Annotated in this window: 15 protein-coding genes, 8 tRNA genes and 1 rRNA gene; 20 read left to right on the top strand and 4 right to left on the bottom strand. The window is 39.9% G+C overall.

The features are described 5' to 3' along the window. Positions 1–64: 64 nt before the first annotated feature. The 4 genes from ACJJVX_RS15775 (at position 65) to ACJJVX_RS15760 (ending at position 4,695) form a co-directional block, all read left to right on the top strand. A complete protein-coding gene (locus tag ACJJVX_RS15775) occupies positions 65–2,986 on the top strand; it encodes a UvrD-helicase domain-containing protein (RefSeq protein ID WP_405632327.1) in 2,922 nt (973 codons plus the stop codon). Between the two features lie 106 nt (positions 2,987–3,092). Further along, positions 3,093–3,521, top strand: coding sequence for a hypothetical protein (locus ACJJVX_RS15770; RefSeq protein ID WP_405632324.1), 429 nt, complete (start codon positions 3,093–3,095; stop codon positions 3,519–3,521). A gap of 132 nt (positions 3,522–3,653) precedes the next feature. Then, entirely contained in the window at positions 3,654–4,139 is a 486-nt protein-coding gene (locus ACJJVX_RS15765) for a DUF4920 domain-containing protein (RefSeq protein ID WP_405632321.1), read from the top strand. Beyond that, positions 4,132–4,695: a PepSY-associated TM helix domain-containing protein gene (locus tag ACJJVX_RS15760; protein WP_054205689.1), complete on the top strand. Its 564-nt coding sequence runs from the start codon at positions 4,132–4,134 to the stop codon at positions 4,693–4,695. Before ACJJVX_RS15765 ends, ACJJVX_RS15760 begins: the two co-directional genes overlap by 8 nt. A gap of 30 nt (positions 4,696–4,725) precedes the next feature. On the opposite strand, the gene ACJJVX_RS15755 is transcribed toward ACJJVX_RS15760, so the two are convergent. Both ACJJVX_RS15755 and ACJJVX_RS15750 read right to left on the bottom strand, forming a co-directional pair. Next, entirely contained in the window at positions 4,726–5,163 is a 438-nt protein-coding gene (locus ACJJVX_RS15755) for a hypothetical protein (protein ID WP_064436089.1), read from the bottom strand. 156 nt (positions 5,164–5,319) lie between these two features. Next, on the bottom strand, positions 5,320–6,267 hold the full coding sequence (locus ACJJVX_RS15750) for a sodium-dependent bicarbonate transport family permease (RefSeq protein WP_054205691.1): 948 nt from the start codon (positions 6,265–6,267) through the stop codon (positions 5,320–5,322). Between the two features lie 131 nt (positions 6,268–6,398). Between ACJJVX_RS15750 and ACJJVX_RS15745 the strand changes: the two genes are divergently transcribed. Continuing rightward, positions 6,399–7,373 (top strand): LysR family transcriptional regulator, encoded by a 975-nt coding sequence (locus tag ACJJVX_RS15745; protein WP_405632317.1) that lies wholly within the window; start codon positions 6,399–6,401, stop codon positions 7,371–7,373. A gap of 113 nt (positions 7,374–7,486) precedes the next feature. Here ACJJVX_RS15745 and cysK read toward each other — a convergent pair whose 3' ends face one another. Then, a complete protein-coding gene (cysK, locus tag ACJJVX_RS15740) occupies positions 7,487–8,455 on the bottom strand; it encodes a cysteine synthase A (RefSeq protein WP_054205693.1) in 969 nt (322 codons plus the stop codon). A gap of 382 nt (positions 8,456–8,837) precedes the next feature. Here cysK and ACJJVX_RS15735 point away from each other — a divergent pair, with 382 nt between their 5' ends. The 14 genes from ACJJVX_RS15735 to pbpC all read left to right on the top strand — a co-directional run bounded on the left by ACJJVX_RS15735 (position 8,838) and on the right by pbpC (position 21,936). After that, positions 8,838–9,989: a dicarboxylate/amino acid:cation symporter gene (locus ACJJVX_RS15735; RefSeq protein ID WP_054205694.1), complete on the top strand. Its 1,152-nt coding sequence runs from the start codon at positions 8,838–8,840 to the stop codon at positions 9,987–9,989. A gap of 160 nt (positions 9,990–10,149) precedes the next feature. Then, on the top strand, positions 10,150–10,800 hold the full coding sequence (gene uvrY / locus ACJJVX_RS15730) for a UvrY/SirA/GacA family response regulator transcription factor (RefSeq protein ID WP_054205695.1): 651 nt from the start codon (positions 10,150–10,152) through the stop codon (positions 10,798–10,800). Between the two features lie 8 nt (positions 10,801–10,808). Continuing rightward, the gene (gene uvrC / locus ACJJVX_RS15725) at positions 10,809–12,632 is read left to right on the top strand and encodes an excinuclease ABC subunit UvrC (protein WP_054205696.1); all 1,824 of its coding nucleotides are present in this window, start codon (positions 10,809–10,811) and stop codon (positions 12,630–12,632) included. A 42-nt stretch (positions 12,633–12,674) separates the two neighbouring features. Beyond that, complete coding sequence (gene pgsA / locus ACJJVX_RS15720; RefSeq protein WP_054205697.1) at positions 12,675–13,220, top strand: CDP-diacylglycerol--glycerol-3-phosphate 3-phosphatidyltransferase; 546 nt, start codon at positions 12,675–12,677, stop codon at positions 13,218–13,220. Between the two features lie 139 nt (positions 13,221–13,359). Further along, positions 13,360–13,435: transfer RNA gene (locus ACJJVX_RS15715), tRNA-Gly, on the top strand. 30 nt (positions 13,436–13,465) lie between these two features. After that, positions 13,466–13,539, top strand: a tRNA-Cys gene (locus ACJJVX_RS15710). Between the two features lie 37 nt (positions 13,540–13,576). Then, positions 13,577–13,663: transfer RNA gene (locus ACJJVX_RS15705), tRNA-Leu, on the top strand. Positions 13,664–13,752: 89 nt separating this feature from the next. Beyond that, a tRNA-Gly gene (locus ACJJVX_RS15700) sits at positions 13,753–13,828 on the top strand. A 39-nt stretch (positions 13,829–13,867) separates the two neighbouring features. Then, positions 13,868–13,954: transfer RNA gene (locus ACJJVX_RS15695), tRNA-Leu, on the top strand. 48 nt (positions 13,955–14,002) lie between these two features. Then, positions 14,003–14,078 (top strand) — tRNA-Gly (locus ACJJVX_RS15690). 19 nt (positions 14,079–14,097) lie between these two features. Next, a tRNA-Cys gene (locus tag ACJJVX_RS15685) sits at positions 14,098–14,171 on the top strand. 38 nt (positions 14,172–14,209) lie between these two features. Beyond that, positions 14,210–14,296 (top strand) — tRNA-Leu (locus tag ACJJVX_RS15680). Positions 14,297–14,495: 199 nt separating this feature from the next. Further along, positions 14,496–19,478 carry an MG2 domain-containing protein gene (locus ACJJVX_RS15675; protein WP_405632313.1) on the top strand — a complete coding sequence of 1,661 codons (4,983 nt, stop codon included), beginning with the start codon at positions 14,496–14,498 and terminating at the stop codon, positions 19,476–19,478. Positions 19,479–19,656: 178 nt separating this feature from the next. Further along, positions 19,657–21,936 (top strand): penicillin-binding protein 1C, encoded by a 2,280-nt coding sequence (gene pbpC, locus ACJJVX_RS15670; protein WP_054455555.1) that lies wholly within the window; start codon positions 19,657–19,659, stop codon positions 21,934–21,936. A gap of 215 nt (positions 21,937–22,151) precedes the next feature. Here the strand turns inward: pbpC and ACJJVX_RS15665 are convergent, their stop codons facing one another. Next, positions 22,152–23,570 carry a sodium:alanine symporter family protein gene (locus ACJJVX_RS15665; RefSeq protein WP_054205700.1) on the bottom strand — a complete coding sequence of 473 codons (1,419 nt, stop codon included), beginning with the start codon at positions 23,568–23,570 and terminating at the stop codon, positions 22,152–22,154. Positions 23,571–24,211: 641 nt separating this feature from the next. On the opposite strand from ACJJVX_RS15665, the gene ACJJVX_RS15660 reads away from it, so the two are divergent. Then, positions 24,212–24,311, top strand: a 16S ribosomal RNA gene (locus tag ACJJVX_RS15660); the annotation flags it as partial.

The following is a 24,311-nucleotide window of genomic DNA, read 5'->3' as shown; positions in this document are numbered from 1 at the left end:
TTACTTTGCTGATTAACTTAAAATACCAGCAATTGACTCTTTTAAATTAGGAATTCAGCAGTTAATGGATTCTATTGCATTTAGCCTGCTTGGGCGTTTATTTTCGAAACAAGCTTCCTTAGCCTTTGATCAACATACACTCGTTATTCGTCAAGGTAACTCTATCATCCATATTAGTTGGAATGAGCTGGTTGCACCGCTGTCGTTTGCATATGGCATTTTGGGTCAAACCGTTCGCTTTACTACAGCGCAACACAGCTACACTTTTTCAATGCGTGCGTATGGCACTCATAGGGCAATACGTGCACAGTGTGAACAATATTGGGTTAATGCGAATACAGTAAAGCTTGATGCCTTTTTAAATAAAGTAACCAAACTGGTTAATCAGCGATATTTGCGCCAGTCTCATGTGAGTCGCATTAAGCAGCTTGCGCTGCAAGAGCACAGCCGATGGCTACCGTGGGTTAAAAACAGTCCAGCCCTTGAATTAGTCAATAAAAAAATAAAGGTATTAGAGCAATATGCTCATTGGGATGATGCCCTTACATACTATTTGCAACAAAAATACGTGACCAAACAACTTAAATTACACCACGAGTTTTTTGACTGTATTGAAGCAAACCCGTTAACGCTAAGACAAAGACATGCTTGTGTGATTGATGACGATAACAATTTGTTATTGGCTGGTGCTGGCACAGGTAAAACCAGCGTGATGATAGGGCGCGCTGGTTTTTTAGTGCAAAGCCAGCAGGCGCGTTACAGTGATATTTTACTTTTGGCGTATGGCCGAAAAGCCGCAGATGAAATGGATGAACGTATTCAACAAAAACTTGCTACGGATAAAATAAAAGCGGCGACGTTTCATAGTGTTGGCCTAATGATTATCTCACAGGTTGAACAGGCTAAACCTAGCATGAGTGTATTTGCTGAAGACGAAAAAGCCAAAGCTAAATGGGTGCAACAATGTTTTGAATCACTGATTGAAAAGAGTGCAACGTACCGTAAGTTGGTGTTAGATTATTTTAGTAAATATTATTACGTTGAAAAGAATGAATTTGATTTCAAAACCTTAGGTGATTATTACAGCTACTTAAATGATAATGATATCCGCAGCCTCAAAGGTGACAAAGTAAAAAGCTTTGGTGAGCTTTACATTGCTAATTGGCTTTTTTATCACGGTATAGATTATCAATACGAAGCGCCTTACAAAGTGGCGGTTAAAACTATTGATCGTAGACAATATAAGCCGGACTTTTATTTACCTGAGTACGATATATACATTGAGTATTATGGCATTGATGAGGCCGGTAATACCGCCTCGTATATTGATAAAGCCCAATATCACAACGCAATGGACTGGAAAAACACCACCCATACCAGTAATAACACTCACTGTATAGCGCTGACCTATGGGCAACATAAACAAGGTGCGTTGTTAAGTGAACTTGAGCAGGCACTAAAAAGTGTTAACGTGCACACTCAGATGCTGCCAGTTGAATCACTGCTTGAAAGTTTAAAAGAGACGGGGAGAGTCACTGTATTAGCGGGATTATTTGCTCAATTACTCAGCTTATATAAAGGCGCATATTTAAGTGCTACGGATGAAGTGAAAGTGCTTAAACGTTCGCTTGATGTCAAGCAAACAACGCAGGCACTAGCGTTATTAAAGCCGATTCTCACTCACTACAATGCTCACTTGCAGCAGCGCGGCGAAATAGACTTTGAAGATATGATTATCAAAGCAATTGAGTATGTAGAGGCAGGTAAGTTTAAATCGCCTTGGCGTTATATTATGGTTGATGAATTTCAGGATATATCTGAGGCAAGAGCCCGATTAGTTAAAGCATTGTGCGATAGCCTCAAAGGTAGCTCGGTATTTGCGGTAGGCGATGACTGGCAAGCAATTTATCGTTTTAGTGGGGCTGATATTAAGCTAACCACTGAGTTTGCTAACTACTTTGGTTTTACCTCGCAAACCACCTTGGATACCACGTTTCGTTTTAATAATAAAATAGGCGAGGTTGCCTCTGCCTTTATTAGTAAAAACCCAGCGCAGCTTAATAAAACGATTACTTCTTTAACGCACGTTTCACAGTCAGCGGTGTCATTATTAAAGCGAGGAAGTAACGCGCCAGCTGTTTTTAAAAGTAATTATCACAGTGATATACCTGAGCTTGTAAATGGCGCGATTGATGAGGTGCTTAATGCAATTCATACTAAAACATGCAAACCAACAACGGTGTATTTTTTAGCGCGATTTTGGTTCCAACTGCCAAGTAAGACAGATATTCAAACCATGTACGCTAAATACCCATTGTTAAAGATTCAATCGCAGACTTTTCATGCCTCAAAAGGCAAAGAAGCTGATTACGTGATCATTATCGGGTTACAAAAAGGCAAGCATGGATTTCCGAGTGAAAAAGCCACACCTGCAATTTTAGAGGCTTTATTACCAGCGAAAGAAGCGTTTACTTATGCAGAAGAACGGCGGTTATTTTACGTAGCACTAACGCGAGCCAAACATCGTGCGTATATTATCGCCGATATGGCCAATGCCAGCTGTTTTGTTACTGAATTAATAGCTGAACATGACATAGAACAGCATGAATTTAGCACTGAGGTGGATCAACTCCACGGCGAGGATATGAACTGTATGCGCTGTAATGGCGGTGTATTAAAAAAACAAACAGGGCGGTTTGGTGTGTTTTATTCATGTTCGCACTATCCACGTTGTGAACATACAGAAAAACCCTGCGAACAATGTCAAAGTCCCATGACTCGAAGTCGCTATACGGGTTTTAAACTATGTGTAAATACACGCTGTAATCACTTAGTGCCAACGTGTGATAAATGCGACGCTGAAATGGTGCTACGCAGCAGTGCAAAAGGGCAGTTTTGGGGATGCAAAAACTATCAAGGCGATGAAGAACTCAGCTGCAAAAATAGTAAAAACAGCATGGCAATTAAATGGCCAGAGTTGGTCTAGTGGTTCAAAAAGCTTTTTTTAAAGGGACATAAAAAATTATCTATAAAAATAACTCATGAAATAATAAGTGTTTTTACTCGTCAAGAATGATTAGGTAATTTTAATAATGAGATTTTCGATTGAAGAAATGGAGGCTGCTTTTACAGAAATTAACGAGCATGCAAATCCAAAATTAGCTTTTTTAGGCGCTTTATCAGGCTCATTGCCGGCTATTGCGGTTTATTTTTTATTTATGGAAATGGGAGGTTTGTTACTGATTATGCTATTTTTATCCCCTTTGATTATAGGCTATTTTGCTCGTTTCGTGGGTAGAACTTACAAAGTTAAACACCGTATATCAGTCGGTGTTATTAGCGCACTTGTGTACATCATTGGATGTATATTACTCGGTTTGGGCCCTTTATATTACCTTTTAGTTCCCGTTGCGTTTGGTGTTGCAATGACAACTGCAAAAATTAAACTTTATAGGGTTCATGAGTGGGCAATTGAATGGGAAGAAAACGGTAAACTTTTTAAAAATAAAAGCGCTGAGTAATTATTCTATCGTTAATTTATTGAAAATGGTTTTTATTTGCATTAAAGTGCGATGGGTTCTGCATATGTAAAGCGCATAAAGTGTTTATTACTTTAGCTAGTTTATAAATTTTAAGTCGATAAGGAATTTTAAATGAAAATTTGGATTGAAAAGGCTAAAACGATTTTTTGTGCTGTGCTTTTATTCAGTGGATTTGCGTTTAACGTATCAGCAGGCACGCTTCACTTTGGTGGAGAGGTCAACGCGGGCAATATTACCAAGATTTCAACGATAATGAATGATCCGGATGATTATTTAGCCACGCCCGTTACTATAGAAGGAACAATTGTAGGTGTTTGCGAAAAAAGAGGTTGCTGGATGTCATTGGCATCAGATCAGCGCTTTCAAAATTTACGGATTAAAGTCAACGATGGTGACATGGTGTTTCCTATGACTGCTAAAGGCCGCAAAGCAATTGCAACGGGAGAACTTAAAAAAATTGAACTGACCCTGGAGCGCACAAAAACTGTTATGGCGCACAGAGCTCAAAAAGCTGGTGACGATTTTGATCCAAGAAGTGTTACGGAACCAATGGCTATTTATCAATTAAATCCAAGTGCGGTAGACATCCTTGAGTAGTACCACAAATTGGTATAAATTAAATCGTAGTCTGCACCGTGATGTAGGCTATTTTTGTGTTGGCTTGATTCTTATTTTTTCAGTATCGGGGATCGCTGTAAACCATAAAGATGATTGGAACCCCAATTATAGAGTCGATGTGACACACATTGATGCAGCGGGCACACAGTGGCATGAAGAAAACGATAGTGAGTTAATTTTACAGGTGCTATCTCATGTTGAAGCTAATGTCGAAGTAAAAGCTTCATACTGGTCTGCAAAAGATGAATTTAAAGTGTTTTTGAAAAATGGTAATAACCTAAGTGTGAATTTAGCCACAAGCTCTATTACTTATGAACGCATTGAAGCAAGGCATATATTTCAAGCATTTAATCGCTTACACCTAAATGAAACAAAAGAATCGTGGGTAATATTTTCTGACATATTTGCCGGATTACTGATTTTTCTCGCTTTGAGTGGCTTATTTATGGTTAAAGGTAAATATTCTCCTCTAGGGGTTAAATCACTGTGGATTGGGTTAGGTATTCTATTACCTGCGGGCTATATTTTTTTATGATGGCTGTAAGCTAACACCTTGTTTTAGTAATTAAGTTGTTTTAGATTTCTTAAGTTTTTTTTCCATCAGACTTAGCAGTAGCCCATTTAAATCAATGATTTTATTTTGAAGTATTTTCTTTTGTTCTACTGCTTGCTCAGATTCATCGTCACTCAGTTTTTGTAGCTCTTTTTGTGTCTCAGCTATTTGCTCTTTTAATTTAGCAATCATTCTATCGGTTGGATCTTGACTCGTTTCGTCCTCTTTTTTATCAACGCCATGTTGCGCATTGTCATATAGCTGCTTGGCTATACTTTCTCCTAATTCGGTTTTATTTATCTGTTTATTTTCTTGATTGAGCTTGTCTTTTCCCTGCTCAGAAATAGAGACGTGACTATTTGGCAAACTTACATTTTGTATTGATGGTTGTTGGGCTGTGATTTGTGGCGATACGCGTTGTTTAGCGTATAAGTTGATGTTAAGTGCCATGGTCGTTCTATTAATATTATCCATAATATTGAGCAAATTTAAAGTGAGTATAAGCAAGTGTTATTTATATATCGGCCAGGTAAGCTAGAGCATGAGATTTATTTTTTCAGGCAAAAGAAGCACCTTAGGTGCTTCTTTTAAACTGAATGACGTGGGTTATTGCATCGCCACGGCAAGCTGGTGATACAAACCTATACCGATAAGTACATTAAACGGGAAGGTAACACCGAGTGAACTTAGCATAGCAAGGCCAATATCTGCTTTCGGTATCGCGGCTTTAATGGCAGCAGGAGCCGCAATATATGAAGCGCTGGCCACTAAACTTCCAAGAATAACCACCGAACCAAGCTCTAACTCTAAAAGTGTGCCAACAGTCACACCCACGGCACCTAATACTAACGGGGTAACGATGGCAAAAAAAGCCAGCTTCCAATGGTGCCAAGGAATAGGACGTAATGTTTGTGCCGCTGTTAAACCCATTTCTAGCAAAAATAGAGCAAGTACGACTTTAAAGCTATTTGTTAATAACCCCGTTACTTGGCTGCCCTGCTGTGTACCGTACATCATACCGATTATCACACCACCTACCAGTAGAATAACGCTCTTATTAGTTAGCGTCTCATGCCACAGAGCTTTGAGTGATAATGTATTTTCAGAGCTATGTTGTTTGTCTAAGCGCCTATAAAGTAGCAAGCCAACTATAATTGCAGGAAGCTCTAACATGACTAAATAGAGAGTTACCTCTGCCCCAACAGCGAGTTGAGCAGATTCCGCGTAGGCAAGGGCTACCGCAAAAGTACCGGCGCTAACTGAGCCGTAATGGGCTGCAATACTTGCGCTGTTCGCGACGGATAGCTTAACTACATACTTTAAAATAGGGTAAAGAGCTAATGGAATGAGTGCGCCAATTAGCATAACTGAGCCCATCTCGGGGAGTAGTTGCCAACTTAAATTACCATGCAGTACCATGCCACCTTTCAAGCCAATCGTAAGCATTAATAATAAACTCAGTGTCTCGTATGTTGCTTTAGGGATAGTAAGATCCGAACGTAAGACACCGGCGACTAATCCTAAAACAAAAAACATAACAACAATATCTGGCACAACTCTCTCCTGTGGGTTTGAAGTAGGACTATTCTAGAGAAAACTTTGCATAGCAAATAATAAAATGAATAATAGGAAGGTATAGTATATTATCTATGGGTTAATATTTATTACTTATTCAAGGCGTAATAATGGATCTCAGGCATATTTCATTTCGATTACTTGAAGTTTTTATGAGCGTTGTAAAAACGGGCTCAATAAGTGAAACTGCACGGCGTTTACACTTAACGCAGCCGACAGTTTCATTGCAAATAAAGCGTTTACAAGAGGCTGTAGGAGAGCCATTGGTCTACATGAAACAGCAAAAACTGCAAGTTACAGAAGCGGGTTTAGCATTATTTAGAACATGTCAGCAGGTGTTTGGTCATTTTGACGACTATAGTGATTTACTGTCCGAAATTAAAGGCGGCGAGCGTGGGCGATGTAAAATTGCGATGGTCAATACAGCTCAATATATCTTACCTAAGTTACTCGGGCCTTACAGTAACTTACATCCACATGTTGAATTACCGCTGGAAATAGGTAATAGATCTGAAGTTTTATCACGTTTTGAACGCGGCGAAGATGATATTTATGTTTTTAGTCACCCACCTTCATTAGAGCATGCACAGGCCGCTCGGTTTTTAAAAAATCCACTCGAATTTATTGCACCAATAGATCACCCTCTAGCGGATGCTGAGCAGTTGTCTCTTGTTGATTTAGCATCGCACCGGTTTTTGTTGCGTGAGCCTGGCTCTGCCACACGAATGTTGTTTGAAAGCGAACTGCAAAGACGTGGGCTTGTACTTAGTAATACGGTACAGATGGCAAGTAACGAGGCAATAAGAGTCGCGGTATCATCGGGAATGGGAATAGGGGTATTGTCGCGTCATGTTTTACCTGCGCAAGAGGCTGGTTTCAAAGTTTTAACCGTAACAGATGTCAGTTTGGCGAGTCATTGGTATTTTGTAATACGTACAGATCGGCATATTTCATATGCTGCACGCAGCTTCTTACAGTTTGCGCAAATGCATTTGGAGCAATATCTTGATACTCAATGGGTGCGCAACGAGTTACTAACGCTTAATGTGAACTTAGATGCTGAGCAAAAACGTTTCAGCCGTTAAAATACAGTACTCAAGAGTCGTTGTACTAAGAGAAGTATTGCAATCAGTCAGGATTACTGTAGGTATTAAAAAAGGCCTAACAATGGCTAGACCTTTTCTAAAATTAAACTGGTTTACTGAACAAGTTCTTGCTCAGAAAACTCTTCTGCAAATAATGGGCTAGACAAGTAACGCTCTGTTGCGCTTGGTAAAATAACGACAACATTTTTGCCAGCATTCTCAGGTAATTCCGCAATACGTTTTGCTGCAACTACAGCTGCACCAGATGAAATACCCACTAAAATACCTTCATCTTTCATTAGTTGATGGGCCATTGCAATTGCATCTTCGTTAGAAACAAGTTCAGCACCATCAATTACTTCAAGGTCTAAATTCCCAGGGATAAAACCTGCACCAATACCTTGGATTTTATGTGGACCAGGCTTTATTTCTTCACCTGCTAGGGTTTGGCTAATTACTGGTGAGTTAGTTGGCTCTACAGCAATTGATTTTACATTTAGGCCTTTTTCAAGTTTTAAATAACGGCTTACACCCGTAATTGTACCGCCAGTGCCTACACCTGCAACGAAAAAGTCAACTTTACCGTCTGTTGCTTCAAAAATTTCAGGGCCAGTCGTTTCAAAGTGAATTTTAGGATTTGCAGGGTTTTCAAATTGTTGTAGCAAAATAAACTTAGTAGGATCACTTGCTTGGATTTCTTTTGCTTTTTCAATTGCGCCATTCATCCCTTTTGCGCCATCAGTTAGCACAAGGTTTGCGCCCAATGCTTTTAATAGCTTACGGCGTTCAAGGCTCATAGTATTAGGCATAGTCAGCGTTAACTTGTAACCACGAGATGCTGCCACAAACGCAAGTGCAATACCTGTATTACCTGATGTTGGTTCAATAAGTTCTTTATCTTTAGTCAATTCACCTGATTTTTCAGCTTCCCAAATCATTGATGCACCTATACGGCATTTAATACTAAAGCTTGGGTTACGTGATTCAATTTTGGCAAAAATATTACCAGTGGTTACACGATTTAGTTTTACTAATGGTGTATTACCGATAGTGAGTGAATTATCTTCAAAAATTGTAGACATTGTGTTCCCTTGGGTGCTGTTTATTCAATCGGGGGTTGATATATTAATAAATCAACCGTAATAGCCACACTCTACTGTGCAACGAAAAAAATAAAAGTAAAGTTTGGCTATAAGATATATCTATTCGGCTTATATTTGAATGAAATAAAACCAGCCTTTGTTTTAGTGACTAAAAAAATAAGGGAACTTAATATGAAATTTGTTGCACTAGATCATAATGAGCAAAAATCTTTAAATTATAATCAACACACATAAGGAAAGAATGTTGCAATGGTGTAACGATGTTATTTTATACAAACAAACTGTTTTTGAGCGGTTTTATGACACATCTCCTTTAAAACATGATAAAACCCTATGCATCTAAATTTATGAAGTGATCACGATGACGTTAATCTTAAAGTTAATTGCCGGTATAGTGGCCGGTATTTTAGTGGGTCTATATGTACCATTAACAGGTGTAGAACTCCTTTATACTGTAAAAGAAGTAATTGGTCAGTTGATCACCTTTACTATCCCGTTAATTATTTTATTTTTTATCGCATCAGGGATTGCCGGCTTACCTAAAGGTTCAGGCCATTTATTAGGTAAAACCGTAGGTTTTGCATATGGATCTACTGTTATTGCTGGAACATTGGCTGTTGTGGCTGTAAGTGCGATTATTCCGTTGTTTGATGGCGGTTTAACTTTTGAAGCTGAAGTGGCCACTGAAGTTGCCAGTTTTATTGATTTAGAAATCCCTCCATTAATGGGTGTAATGACCGCACTTGCGACTGCTTTTGTATTTGGTATTGGTATGAGTCAATTGCAACTTGAAACACTTAGAAAAGTATCAGATCAAGGTCGCGATGTAATAGACGCTTTATTAGCAAAAGTAATTATTCCTGCACTGCCATTTTATATTGCGGGTGTATTTGCCGAAATGACTGTTGCTGGTTCAGTAGTTGATACCTTGCAAACGTTTGGTGTAGTACTTGTAGCTGCATTAGTAATGCATTGGCTTTGGTTAAGCGTTTTATATATAGGCACGGGTATTTTGTTAAAGCGTAACCCAGTTGAGTTAATTAAAAACATGCTGCCAGCTTATTTTACTGCATTAGGTACGATGTCTAGCGCTGCGACGATTCCAGTGTCTTTACGTGCAAGTAAAGCAAATAATGTTAAAGAAGATGTCGCTAACTTCACAGTTCCTTTATGTGCGACTATCCATTTGTCAGGTTCGACAATTACGATTGTGACGTGTGCAATGGCAGTTATGTTTTTGTCGCCAAATATGGATGTGCCATCTCTATTTGGAATGTTGCCATTTATTATGATGCTTGGTGTTGTGATGATTGCAGCCCCAGGCGCACCGGGTGGCGCTGTAATGGCTGCATTAGGTTTATTAACGAGTATGCTTGGCTTTAATGAAGGTGCAGTCGCGTTAATGATTGCCCTATACTTAGCGCAAGATAGCTTTGGCACAGCCTGTAATGTCACAGGTGATGGTATTATTGCATTATGGGTTGATCGTTTTAGCGATAAAGCGTCTTCTTAAGTTAATTACCACCACGTTACATAGAGTACTCAAGTGAGTATTTTTACGTAGCGTGGGCTGAATGGAACGATATTTGAGTTATCGTTTCATCTTTTCTGTGTTAATGTGGCGAATTAAATTGTCACAATGACATGCTGTTTAGTTATATGAGGGTGTTCCATTGATTAACGTACTTTTAGTTGATGACCATGAGCTTATACGTACGGGTATCAGGCGTATTCTTGATGACGTTCGTGGGTTCAAAGTAGTTGGTGAAGCTAAAACAGGTGAAGAAGCTGTGCAGTTTTGCCGTCAGCACTCACCTGATATAGTGCTCATGGACATGAATATGCCAGGTATCGGCGGTCTAGAAGCCACCAAAAAAATCTGTCGCTACTGCCCTGATGTCAAAATCATTGTACTTACAGTGAATTGTGAAGACCCTTTCCCAAGTAAAGTAATGCAAATTGGCGCACATGGCTTTTTAACCAAGGGCGCAGGCTCAGATGAAATGGTTAATGCCATCCGTGCAGTTAATGCTGGACAACGGTATATAGCACCAGAAATAGCCCAACAAATTGCGTTAGCGCAAGTAACAGGCCGTACTGATGAAAATCCATTCCAGTGTTTATCTGAACGAGAGCTGCAGATCATGTTAATGATCACAAAAGGGGAAAAAGTACAAGATATTGCTGAACGTCTTAACTTAAGTTCTAAAACGGTGAACAGCTATCGTTACAGGATGTTTGAAAAACTTAATGTTAGTGGCGATGTTGAGTTAACTCACTTAGCTATTCGACATAAAATGATTGATATAGACAGCTCTCACTAATCTGCTTTATGGCCGAATTTGATCACGCCCACTTCTTAAAAACGCTATCAAGTGAACCTGGTGTTTACAGGATGCTTGATAGTGACGACAATGTTATTTATGTCGGCAAGGCTAAAAATTTAAAAAAACGCGTGAGTAGCTATTTTCGTAGCACTGTAACAGACAGTAAAACGCGTGCCTTAGTCAGTAATATTTGTAATATTGATATTACGTTGACAAATACTGAAACCGAAGCGTTATTGCTTGAAAACAATTTAATAAAAAAATACCAGCCTCGCTATAACATTTTATTACGTGACGATAAATCTTACCCTTATATATTGTTGACAGCACACAAGCATCCAAGGCTTGCATTTCATCGTGGAAGCCGCAAAGTTAAGGGCGAATATTTTGGGCCATTCCCAAGTGCCGGCGCTGTATCTGAAAGTCTGCGCTTAATGCAAAAAATATTTCCTGTTCGACAATGTGAAGATGCTTATTACCGTGTTCGCAGCCGACCATGTTTGCAACATCAGCTAAAGCGTTGCTCTGCGCCATGTGTAGATAAAGTATCAGATGATGAATACAGCCAGCAAGTTAGTTATGTACGCAAGTTTTTGACTGGCAAGTCCCATGAAGTTATTTCTGATTTAATTACTAAAATGGAAACCGCAAGCCAAGCATTACAATTTGAACTCGCTGCAAAAGTACGTGATCAAATAATGTTGCTGCGAAAAATGCAGGAACAACAATCCATTTCAGGAAATTACGCTGAAATGGATGTGGTTGGTTTTGCGCACTTAAATGGACTCAATGGTATTCATTTGCTTATGATCCGTGATCATAAAGTTCTTGGTAGTAAAACCTACTTCCCAAAGGTTCCAAAAGACTCCCAGCAACAAGAGATTTTAACCTCATTTTTAGGGCAGTATTATTTAGCGCCAGGTGCAACAGGGCGTATTGCGAAAGAAGTTATACTGCCATTTGCGATTGACGAAATAGACGTACTTAGCGATGCATTAAGTCAAGTAAGTGAGCGTAAAGTTAATTTAAAAGTTGTAACTCGGGGAGAGCGAGCACAATACCTACAATTAGCTAATAAAAATGCCCTCAATAGCATCACCGTTAAGCAAAGTACGCAAGACTCAATTAATAAACGTTATGCACAGCTCAAAGCTACTTTGCGCTTAGATGACATTAATCGTATGGAGTGCTTTGATATAAGCCACACCATGGGTGAGAATACTGTCGCCAGTTGTGTTGTGTTTGATTCGCAAGGGCCAAACAATAAAGAGTATCGGCGTTTTAATGTGACGGGTATCACCGGTGGTGATGACTACGCAGCAATGGAGTTTGCACTTAACAAACGTTACAACAAACTGGTAGATGAAGAAAAAATTCCAGATGTAATTTTTATTGATGGTGGTAAAGGTCAGTTATCGCGTGCAGAGCAGTACTTTTCAACTTGGGCCCATACCAAAATGCCGCTACTAGTCGGTGTTGCAAAAGGCACTAGCCGAAAGCCGGGGCTAGAAACCTTGTTAATTGATGGTGGCCGAAAAACGATTCCGATGGATTCTGATGCACCCGCACTGCATTTAATTCAACATATACGTGATGAATCGCACCGTTTTGCAATAGCAGGACACCGTAATAAGCGCCAAAAACAACGCACTCAATCATTATTAGAAGAAATAGGTGGAGTCGGCTCAGTTCGACGCCAAACATTATTAAAATTTTTAGGGGGCATGCAGGGAGTAAAAGCTGCTAATATAGATCAATTAAAGCAAGTACCCGGGATCAGCTCTGACATGGCTGAGAAGATATTTAACCATTTGCATGACAAGGGCTAGCCCTTCGTGCGAATATAGAAAAAAAGACATCCCCAAGTAGTTATGTGGAATATTCCAAACACACTCACAACCTTTAGACTTTTCCTTATCCCCATTTTTTTGGTGGTATTTTATTTGCCCTATTCATGGGCTTTCTTTGCTGCGGCCTTTATTTTTTGGCTCGCATCTATCACAGATATTTTGGATGGTTATTTAGCACGCAAGCTTGAACAATCAACACCCTTTGGCGCATTCTTAGATCCTGTTGCTGATAAAGTAATGGTGTGCACCGCATTGGTTGCCTTATCTAGCTATTATCAATCAATGTATATGACAATTCCTGCTTTGATTATTATAAGTAGAGAAATAGTTATTTCAGCTTTACGCGAATGGATGGCTGAACAAGGCAAGCGCGATAATGTGGCTGTATCTAATATGGGTAAGTTTAAGACCGCAGCACAAATGTTAGCCATTATTGGTTTAACATGGCAGTACGATAGCTGGATGATGTATCTAAGTTATGGCTTACTTTATATCGCAACTCTTTTAACGGTGACTTCTATGCTGCAATATTTGATTGCTGCGTGGAGTGAATTGACTAAAAATTGAGTCTAAACGTATAATAACGCACCATTTTAGATAAAAAACAAGCAAACAGTTCAAAACTAGCATTTTTTGTATTGACGCGTTTAATAATCTCTGTAGAATGCGTCCGTGTTGAGAGGGCATAGCCCCCTAGATAAACAAAGCGGCACTAGCTCAGTTGGTAGAGCGCGACCTTGCCAAGGTCGAGGTCACGAGTTCGAGCCTCGTGTGCCGCTCCAGTTTATTTTAATGGTTTACCCCAGCGTTGGGGCGGAATGGCAGAGTGGCCATGCACCGGATTGCAAATCCGTTTACCTCGGTTCGACTCCGGGTTCCGCCTCCATTTCAACACTCCACATGCTTTTAATAGCAAACTCGATGCCCGAGTGGTGGAATTGGTAGACACAAGGGATTTAAAATCCCTCGACTAACAAGTCGTGCCGGTTCAAGTCCGGCCTCGGGCACCACTTTGTGGTTTAGTTATATCGCCAAATGTAACTTATAAAAATTGTATTACATAAATTAGTTTATGTGATTTATTTAGAATTAATATGATGCGGCACTAGCTCAGTTGGTAGAGCGCGACCTTGCCAAGGTCGAGGTCACGAGTTCGAGCCTCGTGTGCCGCTCCATATTAATTTTATCCACTTGCTTTAAGTAGCAAACTCGATGCCCGAGTGGTGGAATTGGTAGACACAAGGGATTTAAAATCCCTCGACTAACAAGTCGTGCCGGTTCAAGTCCGGCCTCGGGCACCACTTTAAATTATTTTACCAAGGTAATTTAAAGAAGATAAAAATAGTTTTGCGGTACTAGCTCAGTTGGTAGAGCGCGACCTTGCCAAGGTCGAGGTCACGAGTTCGAGCCTCGTGTACCGCTCCAAATTATTTGGAAACATTTAGGCGGAATGGCAGAGTGGCCATGCACCGGATTGCAAATCCGTTTACCTCGGTTCGACTCCGGGTTCCGCCTCCATATAATTTAATCCACACGCTTTAATTAGCAAACTCGATGCCCGAGTGGTGGAATTGGTAGACACAAGGGATTTAAAATCCCTCGACTAACAAGTCGTGCCGGTTCAAGTCCGGCCTCGGGCACCAATCTATCTTTTATAGATTGCTTTAACTTAATATTACAAGTTAAAAATAGTTTATATAAATCTTATTTATCTTAATCTTATCTCTTAATACTTTTAGTTATTACTTCAAATTGTTATCCTAGATCTCATTGATTTTAAATTACCAACGAGTAGTTTTTATTACCACATCATTCATGTGATCGTGGTCTATAAGGATATTTATGAAAGTAAGTCATTCAGTTTCCTACGCGCTCACATTAATGCTGCTATTTATTTTAGTTGGCTGCAATGATGATGATTCAGAACCAACGCGCAGTGTAACAAGCAGCGCTACAAAAGCACAAAATTCACCACTAAACGATCCTTCCTTTAATTTAGCGCAAGTAAAACAAGATTACGCAAATACACCTTTAACTGTGCTTGATGTATCAGAACGAAGCCGAGATGGAAAAAACTCAATTGCGGTTACTTTATCTGTGCCACTAAACCCAGCAGACAACCACCAAAAATACTTTAATATTAGTAATAAAAAAGAAGGTGTGGCGGATGGAGCTTGGGTGCTGTCTAATTCAGGAAAAACAATTTGGTTCCCGTATGTAGAGCCACAAAAGAGCTATGATATTACGGTATATCAAGGATTGGTTGCAGCTAATGGGGAACGTTTAAGTCAAACTTACAGTACCCAAGTTACAACGAATAAACTTACCGCAAGCATTAATTTTGACACTACAGGGGCGTTTCTTACGAAAGGCTTAGGAAATGGTCTCCCTGTTGTGAGTGTAAATACGCGTGCCGTTGATATTAATTTTTACAAAATCAATGAAAAAGACAGCCAATCATTTTTGAATGAAATATCAAATCAACGCTATTATTGGGGTATAGAGCGAATCACACAATTTGGTGAATTAGCTTATACAGCAAGGTACGAATTAAATGCACCAAAAAATACCCGTGTAAAACGCAGTATTAATATTGATGGTATTAAAGCGTTAGAACCTGCAGGTATTTACCTTGCAGTCATGGTGAAAGCGGGCGGATATGAGCAGCATCAAATGATGTGGTTTAGCGTAACTGATATTGGCATGCATGCGCGTTTTTATAATAACCAAATTGACGTTCACACTTCATCGCTTAAATCTGGCAAACCAATGCAAGATGTTGAAGTAAGCCTACTTAATAATGAAGGCGAAATACTACAACAAAGTTTAACATCCCCTGATGGACAGGCTTCTTTTGTGACTAACCTCAATGCAGCATCTCTGATCAGCGCTAAGATGGGCGATCATTATTCTGTGATTGAAATAAATAAACCAGCGCTAGATTTATCTCAATTTGATATTGGCCTGCGGCCTAACACAGAGCAAGAATTATTTATTTACGCTCCAAGAGACTTATATCGACCTGGCGAAGTCATTGACTTTAATGCACTACTTCGAGATAAAGATGGGCGTTTAACGCCAACAAGTATTTTATCAGCAGTCATTAAGAGTCCTGATGGTACGCATGTTAAAACGTTTAAATGGGCGGGGGATGCAAGTAACTATTACAATAAAGCATGGTCAATTCCTCGTGATGCTCAAGTGGGTAGCTGGCAATTTGAAGTATCCAGTGTAGATAAATCGGTATTTATTTTTAATTTTAAAGTCGAAGAGTTTTTACCTGAACGTTTAAAATTAACCTTTAACCCTCAGAGTGAATTAAAACGTCTTGTTGTTAACAAACATCAAACACTTACTCTGCCTGTTTTAGGCGAGTACTTATACGGAGCTCCAGCTTCGGGTAATCGTTTATCAACACAAGTAAATATAGCCCAGTGGCGTAGGCCTGTATTAGCATTACCAGAATTTGAATTTGGTAACATTCAAGAGACTGCTTTTAATACCCGTAATGATTTAACGGATGTTGAACTTGATAATAAAGGACAAGGAAAGCTGGTTTATAACGCTGATTTTTCAACGTTAAAAAGCCCACTGCGAGTTCAGTTTATTAGTAGCTTGTATGAATCAGGGGGGCGTCCTGTATCGCGGGCTTATTCAGGATTAGTATGGCCAGAAAATACGATGCTCGGCATTCGTAGTAGCTTTGGTGAACGTAACCCAGAAGCTAACTCTAAAGTCAGCTTTGAGATTGTTAATGCCTCACTTGATGGTGAAAAGCATATAGCGACTAATTTAGATATTAAGCTGATAAGAGAAGATCGCCGTTATTTTTGGGTATATACGCAAAGTGAAGGGTGGCATTACCAATGGGATGACAACGAGTTTGTTGAGCTTACTCAGTCAATAGATATTGAAGCCGGTAAAACAGCTCAAGTACGGTTTCCAGTTGAGTGGGGACGTTATCGTTTAGAAGTAAAAGATCCCGCAAATAACCTGTTTTCTAGCATGCAATTTTACGCGGGTACAAATTGGTATGAAGATTGGCAAGCGGCACAAGCCGGCAGTGGTGCCGCGCAACCAGATAAAATAACGATGGCGCTTGATAAAGCTGCGTATAGCGTAGGTGATACAATAAAAGTGAATGTAATTCCGCCAGAAGCAGGCGAAGCTATCATTATGGTTGAAGGTGATGAGCCACTTTGGATGAAGCGAGTGTCTATTTCAAGTGAAGGTGCAGTCGTTGAAATACCTTTTTCGAAAGAATGGCAACAACACAACCTTTATATTAGTGCTGTTGTGTTGCAAGCGGGCAGCAATGAGCAAAGTTTGACGCCAAAACGCAGCTTTGGTTTAGTGCATTTACCCTTAGACAGAGAGTCACAGCAACTTGATATTACCTTCGATGTAGCCGAAAAAGCACTTCCAAACAAAAATTTACCCGTTAAAATTAACGTTAAGCAGGCGGCAGATAATAAATCTAAACACGCTTTTATTACCTTGGCTGCTGTGGATGTTGGAGTGCTGAGTATAACGGATTTTGCAACCCCAGATCCGTTTGATGCATTCTTTGGGCAACGTCGCTATAACGTTGATGCACGAGATGTGTACGATAAAGTAATCGAAGTTAGTCAATCAGATAAAGCGAATTTACGTTTTGGTGGCGATACAGACCTAACGCGAGGTGGAAAGGCTCCACAATCAGAGGTAAATATTGTTTCTTTATTCAGCGGCTTAGTGGCTTTGAATCAACAAGGTGAAGCAAATGTAGACTTAGCGATCCCGGATTTTAATGGACGCTTAAAATTAATGGTTTTAGCTTTTTCAGATAATGAATTTGGTAGTGCCGAGCAAGAAGTAACCATTGCAGCACCAGTCGTTACGCAAATTGCAATGCCACGTTTTTTAGCGATGGGTGATAGCACAACGATTGCCCTAGATGTTACTAACCTCAGTGGTGTAGAACAAACACTAGCCGTTAGCTTTGAAGCAAATGGAGCAGTAAAGCCATTTACTAATGATAAAGATATTAGGCTACTTAATGGAGAAAAAACCACATTAACGTACCGAGTTGATGCTGAAAGCCCGATTGGCAACGCCTATTTTAATGTGATGGTTAAAGGTGATGCGCTTGAAGAAAGTGTACAACGGCAATGGCAATTAGGAGCACGGCCCAGCTATAGTGCAACACATACCAAAGTTCAAAAAGTATTATTACAGGGTGAAAAGCTGGAACTAGATAAGCGCATAACTGATGAGCTTATTTTAGACACCGTGCAGGCCAGCGTATCTATTTTTAATCGCGCAGGCATAAACCTACAAAATCAGCTAACACATCTGATGCAATATCCTTACGGTTGCCTAGAGCAAACCAGTAGCCGTGCTTATCCACTTATTTTTGCCAGCCCAGAGAAACAAATATTAATGGGTATTAAAGGTGTGAGTGAGCAAGAGCGCTTAGCCATGATAAACCAAGGTATTGACCGTTTAGCTACTTTGCAGCTCAGTAATGGCGGTTATGGCTTATGGAGTAATAAGTCAACAGAAGAATATTGGTTAACTGCGTATGTGGGAGATTTTTTACTCAATGCGCGAGAAATGGGTGTAAATGTACCCGAAACACTCTTAAGTAAAACGCTTTCACGACTTCAGCGCTATATTGCACGTAGCGGCAGCTTTTACAATGAACCTTGGAGCGATGATCCCAAGCATAGTAATTTTGCTTACAAAGCCTATGCAGCATATGTTCTATCACGTGTGAACCAAGCGCCATTGGGAACTCTGCGTAGTCTTGCTAAAAATCAAGCGGATGACGCGAAAAGCGGATTACCACAAGTGCACCTAGCCATTGCTTTGGCTAATATGGGTGACAAAAAACGCAGTGATGCGCTATTCATTCGCGCTTTAAATAATATACCCACGAAAAGAGAACACTACTTAAGTGATTATGGAAGTCAAATACGAGATTTAGCGATGATGATTCATTTAATGATCAAACATCAGCAACACGCCCAGCATCAACAAAAAGCAATTGCACTTAGTTTTAAATTAGCCGATTTACTAAATCAACGAACGTATTACAGCACACAAGAGCGTAATGCATTATTTTTAGCGGGCTTGTCGCTGCAAATAAATAACAACACATTGTGGTCAGCACAGCTAATTTTAGGGAGTGCTAACTCAAAGAAAGACACGCTGACAGCCAATGAGCATACTCTGCAGCAAAAAACGGTATTTAAACAGGCCTTAACAGCGGAAAATTTACAGCACTCGGTTACAGTAATGTCTAAAAATGAAGAGCCATTATTAGCGACGATCAATATCAGCGGTTATGGTAAAAAAGCCCCTGTGCAAAGTACGAATGGAATAGCTATTGGGCGTCGTTGGCTTAATGTAAAAGGGCAAGAAGTAAAAGTTAATGAAGTGAAGGTGGGAGAGCTATTTTTAGTTAATTTAACAGTGAATGCCGATCAAAGAACACCTGATGCCATGGTTGTTGAATTACTACCTGCTGGTTTTGAGCTCGAAAATCAAAACCTAGCCCATGCAATTAAGCTTGATGAAATAGTAATAGACGGGCAAAGCATTACACAATGGCAACAGCAAAACCCAGTTAAACACCAAGAATACAGAGATGATCGGTTTGTAGTGGCACTTGAATTATATAAAGGCCGTACAGCACAATTATTTTATTTAGTTAGGGCGGTAACGCCGGGCATATATAAAGTGCCATCATCATTTGTAGAAGACATGTATAGGCCAGAACTACGAGGCGTCGGTAAGGCGACGAATGACATTACTATCAGTCAACCAAGTACAGCAAAGTAGTGAGAATTAAGCTAACGAAAAAGAGGGTTTGTAAATTTTTATTAGTCGCTTTAGCGTAAAAAAAATAATCGCAGGCTCTGCTGCTGCGCTCATTTTTTGGTGTGTTTTGTTGTTGTCAATAAGTGCTTTGCTGTTGGATTATTTATATCCACTTAAGCTACCGCAAGGGACTTACAGTATGGCGGTTACAACCAATTCAATTACACCGATAAGTAAAACGCGTGCAAAACAATTTGCACGCGTTGTGGTCGATGAAAACAATAGACCATTACGTACTTTTGCTGACGATAATGGGATATGGCGTTACCCAATATCGTTGCAGCAAGTTTCACCGCTATATATTGAAGCTTTAATAAACTATGAAGATCGCTGGTTTTGGTATCATCATGGCGTTAATCCATTTTCAGTATTACGCGCTACTTATCAAAATATTACACAAGGGCGAATTATTTCAGGAGGTTCAACACTGTCAATGCAAGTTGCGAGAATATTGCACCCTCATTCACGTAGTATTTGGGGAAAGCTACAACAGGTATTGCGAACATTACAGCTTGAATGGCATTTAACTAAACCACAAATACTACAACTGTATCTTAATAACGCCCCTTTTGGTGGCACAATAGAGGGCGTGGAAGCCGCCAGTTATAGTTATTTAAATAAATCAGCGCAAGCGTTAACACACGCAGAAGCTGCATTATTGGCAGTATTACCACAAGCGCCCACACGGTATCGCCCCGACTTACATAACCAAGCAGCGCAACATGCACGTGATAAAGTGCTCAACCGTCTTGCAGAGTTTAAAGTGTGGCCGCAAAGCGTCATTGACGATGCAAAATTAGAGCATGTTTATAGCAGTCGCTTTAAATCACCGCAATTAGCCCCTTTGTTTGCAAGACGATTATTAAATCAACACCCAAAACAATTGATCATTAAAAGCACAATTAATGGAGAGTTACAGCAAAACTTACATGACTTAATTACAAACTACATTACACAATTACCAACGCGAAGTTCTGCAGCTATTTTGGTCGTGGATAACCGTACTTCGGCGGTTAAAGCGTATATAGGGACTGCTGATTTTGCTAATACAAAACGTTTTGGTTACATAGATATGATCCAAGCTATTCGATCGCCAGGCTCCACACTTAAACCTTTTTTGTATGGCTTAGCGTTAGACGATGGTTTAATCCATTCGCATTCATTATTAGCAGACACTCCTAGAAATAATGCACACTATCGTCCTGCAAATTTCAGTGGTGGTTTTAATGGGCCAGTATCGGTGCTTAGTGCATTGCAACGTTCTTTAAATATCCCCGCGGTTGACCTATTGCAGCGTTATGGCGTGAACCGCTTTGTTAGCCAATTAGATAATGCGGGATTAGCACTGTCTATTCCTCACAATGAGCCTAATTTATCAGTCATATTGGGAGGGGGAGGAACGTCACTAGAAGGCTTAGTTCAACAATACAGTGCATTGGCAAATGAAGGACAGGTGCACCAACTACGTTATTTACAGCATGAGTTAGCACAACCAAAATCAACACGGCGTTTATTATCGCCTGCAAGTGCGTGGGTGATCCAAGCTATTTTATCAGGGATTAGCCGCCCAGGTAGTATTCATACTTTGGCCTCTATGTATGAAACTAAAAAAATAGCCTGGAAAACAGGCACTAGCTATGGTTACCGTGATTCATGGGCAATAGGAGTGAATAAGCACTATACAATTGGCGTATGGGTCGGTCGACCTGATGGCACACCTATGCCTGGTCATTATGGTGGCAGTACTGCCGGGCCATTATTATTTAAAGTGGTTGACAATTTGGACCTTGATACAGTAAACATATCAAAACCGGATAACGTAACGGCAAAAAATATTTGTTGGCCATTAGGCACATTATATTCTGATCAAACAAAAATGTTTTGTCAGCAAAAGCATCAGGCGTGGGTAATCGATGAGGTTGTGCCGCCAACTTGGCATCGTGAAGATGCTGATGCATGGCAAAATGGTCTTTTTACCTATTGGTTCAATCCAATCAACCAACAGCGGGTATCAATAGATTGCAATATAAAGGGTAAGCGCGCAAAACAAGTAGCGCTTTGGCCAAAAGTACTTGAACCATGGCTTATTAAAAACCAACGCAGAGCAGCCCTCATTCCAAAGCTTGATAAACAATGTATAGGTGCATTGCCATCTGCAAGCGCAACACTCAGAATTGTTGGTATAGAAAACAAGAGCATTTATCGAAAATCTGGGGTAAATGGCGAACCACCTAGTATTATATTGAAAACGGTAGGTGGAAGCGGACGTAAAAGTTGGTATATAAACGCTAAACAACACTACCAAACGTTAGAAAATGAGACGACCACTCATGTTTTTAGTGAGACAGCACAAGGTGATCAACAAATTATTGTACAAGACGAGTTGGGTAATACTGATATGGTAACTATCAGTCTTTAAATATTTGAAAACTAATAATGAGTGTTTTTGATAGGAGAAATATACCCAAGTCACGATCAAGATATGAGCGTTGCTTTTAAACTACCCCTTAAAGGAACCGCCATTATTGCGAAGTAACGCCTCAATAGTAAGCTCTGTGAAACGCTGAACCCTGCATCTTGAGGTGACTTGGGTACACACCAAAGTTTAAATAAATTAAACTTTGGTGTGATTTTTTACTTGTGCCAAATCCCTTTAGGGATTGATTCATCAAGCTTTTTATTTTGAGTAGGATCAAACGTTGGTAGTTTACCTGCTTTACGCTGAGCGGTGTAATCATTAGCTAGCCAAAAGACAACACCAGAGAGCATAAATAGTGCAATAACATTTACTATCGCCATTAAGCCCATTGATATATCAGCTAGCGTCCAAATTAAGCCAAGTTCACTCACTGAGCCAAACATAACCATGCCAAGCACAATTAGGCGAAATATAAGCATGCCATGAGCATGATTGTGCTCTAAGAACATCAAGTTAGTTTCTGCGTACGAGTAGTTAGCGACAATCGATGTAAAAGCAAAGAATAAAATAGCGATGGCAACAAAAATAGCACCCCAACTACCCACATGCTGTTCAAGTGCCGCTTGTGTTAATGCAATACCAGTTACACCAGAGTCTGCAACTAATTGATCTGAGAGAAGGATCAAAGCAGCTGTTGCACTACAGATAACAACGGTATCAATAAATACACCGAGCATTTGTACATAACCTTGCGAAGCCGGGTGTGGGGGATTTGGTGTCGCGGTGGCAGCTGCATTTGCAGCACTACCCATACCAGCCTCATTTGAGAATAAGCCACGTTTGATACCTTGGATCATTGCTTGCATTACACCATAGCCAATTGCACCAGCACCAGCTTGTTCAATACCAAAGGCACTATTGATAATACGCATAAATACAGCGGGCAATTCTTGTGCATTTATAGCACATACATAAAGTGCAACAAGTAAATATGCTAACGCCATAAATGGCACAACTAATTCGGCAAAGCGAGATATTGTTTTCAGACCACCAAATATAATAATGCCAGAGCCAACAACTAACATTAAGCCAACAACATAATTAGGAATACCAAAGGCTACTTCAAAAGCTGCAGCGATTGAGTTTGATTGCACTGCATTAAACACTAAACCAAAGGCAAGTATCAGGCACAAAGAAAATACGATACCCATCCAGCGTTTACCCAAACCATATTGCATATAATAAGCTGGGCCGCCTCTAAAATTACCATGTTCATCACGAATCTTGTAAGCCTGCGCCAACGTACTTTCAGCGAAGCTTGTTGCCATGCCTATTAAGGCAATTAGCCACATCCAGAAAATAGCACCTGCACCGCCTAAATAAAGTGCAACAGCAACACCTGCCATATTACCTGTCCCAACACGGGCGGCGAGGGAAGTACAAAAAGCTTGAAATGACGAAATACCATCTTTATCGCACTGGCGAGAATTGAACATGACTTTAATCATGTGTGGGAATTGCACAAATTGAATAAACTTGAGTTTAATAGTAAAGAACAGTCCAGCTGCTATTAATAAGTAGACAAGGATATGACCCCACAGCAGCCCACTAATACTATTTATTATATCTATCATGTTATATGCCTAATGAACGAGTTAAAAAAACAGCGGGCAACTTATCATAAGCGAGGCAGATAGTTTAGTGTAACAATGAAAAAAGCTACGTTATCCACAGGCTTTTGTGGGTAACATGTCAGTTTCTTTTGTGTATCTTACAAAAGCGAAATAAATGCAATATTAGTGATAATAACGCTTGCGTAAAATCAGCCGCGCCCTATAATGCGACCCCACTGAGACGGCAGAGCGCAACGCTTAGCGAGGCAAGAGTTAATCAGTGAGTCGAGTAAAACTTGAGTTTGAATTTTTATAAAGTTTAAATTTAAGTGTTGACAAAAAAATAGGAAAGCGTAACATGCGCAGCCCTAGCGAGATAAAGCAAAGCGCTTTAATCGCAACGTTCTTTAACAATATAAAGCAATCATCTGTGTGGGCACTCGTACAGATTGAGTTCTAACAGCCGAACTTAGTTTACTAAGCAAGGCAAAAAAATTAGAGTCTCAATATGATTTCTCGAAAGAGAAACTGAGTGACCAACAGAATAGTTATTTTTAATAATTATTCGGCACAGTCAATTCAATATCGAAAGATATTAAATAAATTCAGAATTCATTGAGCAGGTTCTTCATTCCTTATTGGATGAGAACAGAAAAAACTTTTAATTGAAGAGTTTGATCATGGCTCAGATTGAACGCTGGCGGCAGGCCTAACACATGCAAGTCGAGCGGTAACAGAGAGTAGCTTGCTACTTTGCTGACG

The organism is Pseudoalteromonas sp. Ld20 (genome assembly GCF_045064175.1).
In the GTDB taxonomy this organism is placed as follows: Bacteria; Pseudomonadota; Gammaproteobacteria; order Enterobacterales; family Alteromonadaceae; genus Pseudoalteromonas; species Pseudoalteromonas neustonica.
This window is presented reverse-complemented; position numbering and strand designations above follow the sequence as displayed.

Bases quoted from the DNA above. Each gene is read 5' to 3' on its own strand.
- ACJJVX_RS15755 (WP_064436089.1), bottom strand. From the start codon at position 5,163: ATGGCACTTAACATCAACTTATACGCTAAACAACGCGTATCGCCACAA.
- ACJJVX_RS15765 (WP_405632321.1), top strand. From the start codon at position 3,654: ATGAAAATTTGGATTGAAAAGGCTAAAACGATTTTTTGTGCTGTGCTT.
- pgsA (WP_054205697.1), top strand. From the start codon at position 12,675: ATGTGGAATATTCCAAACACACTCACAACCTTTAGACTTTTCCTTATC.
- ACJJVX_RS15745 (WP_405632317.1), top strand. From the start codon at position 6,399: ATGGATCTCAGGCATATTTCATTTCGATTACTTGAAGTTTTTATGAGC.
- ACJJVX_RS15775 (WP_405632327.1), top strand. From the start codon at position 65: ATGGATTCTATTGCATTTAGCCTGCTTGGGCGTTTATTTTCGAAACAA.
- uvrC (WP_054205696.1), top strand. From the start codon at position 10,809: ATGGCCGAATTTGATCACGCCCACTTCTTAAAAACGCTATCAAGTGAA.
- pbpC (WP_054455555.1), top strand. From the start codon at position 19,657: ATGGCGGTTACAACCAATTCAATTACACCGATAAGTAAAACGCGTGCA.
- ACJJVX_RS15675 (WP_405632313.1), top strand. From the start codon at position 14,496: ATGAAAGTAAGTCATTCAGTTTCCTACGCGCTCACATTAATGCTGCTA.
- ACJJVX_RS15665 (WP_054205700.1), bottom strand. From the start codon at position 23,570: ATGATAGATATAATAAATAGTATTAGTGGGCTGCTGTGGGGTCATATC.
- ACJJVX_RS15735 (WP_054205694.1), top strand. From the start codon at position 8,838: ATGACGTTAATCTTAAAGTTAATTGCCGGTATAGTGGCCGGTATTTTA.
- ACJJVX_RS15770 (WP_405632324.1), top strand. From the start codon at position 3,093: ATGAGATTTTCGATTGAAGAAATGGAGGCTGCTTTTACAGAAATTAAC.
- cysK (WP_054205693.1), bottom strand. From the start codon at position 8,455: ATGTCTACAATTTTTGAAGATAATTCACTCACTATCGGTAATACACCA.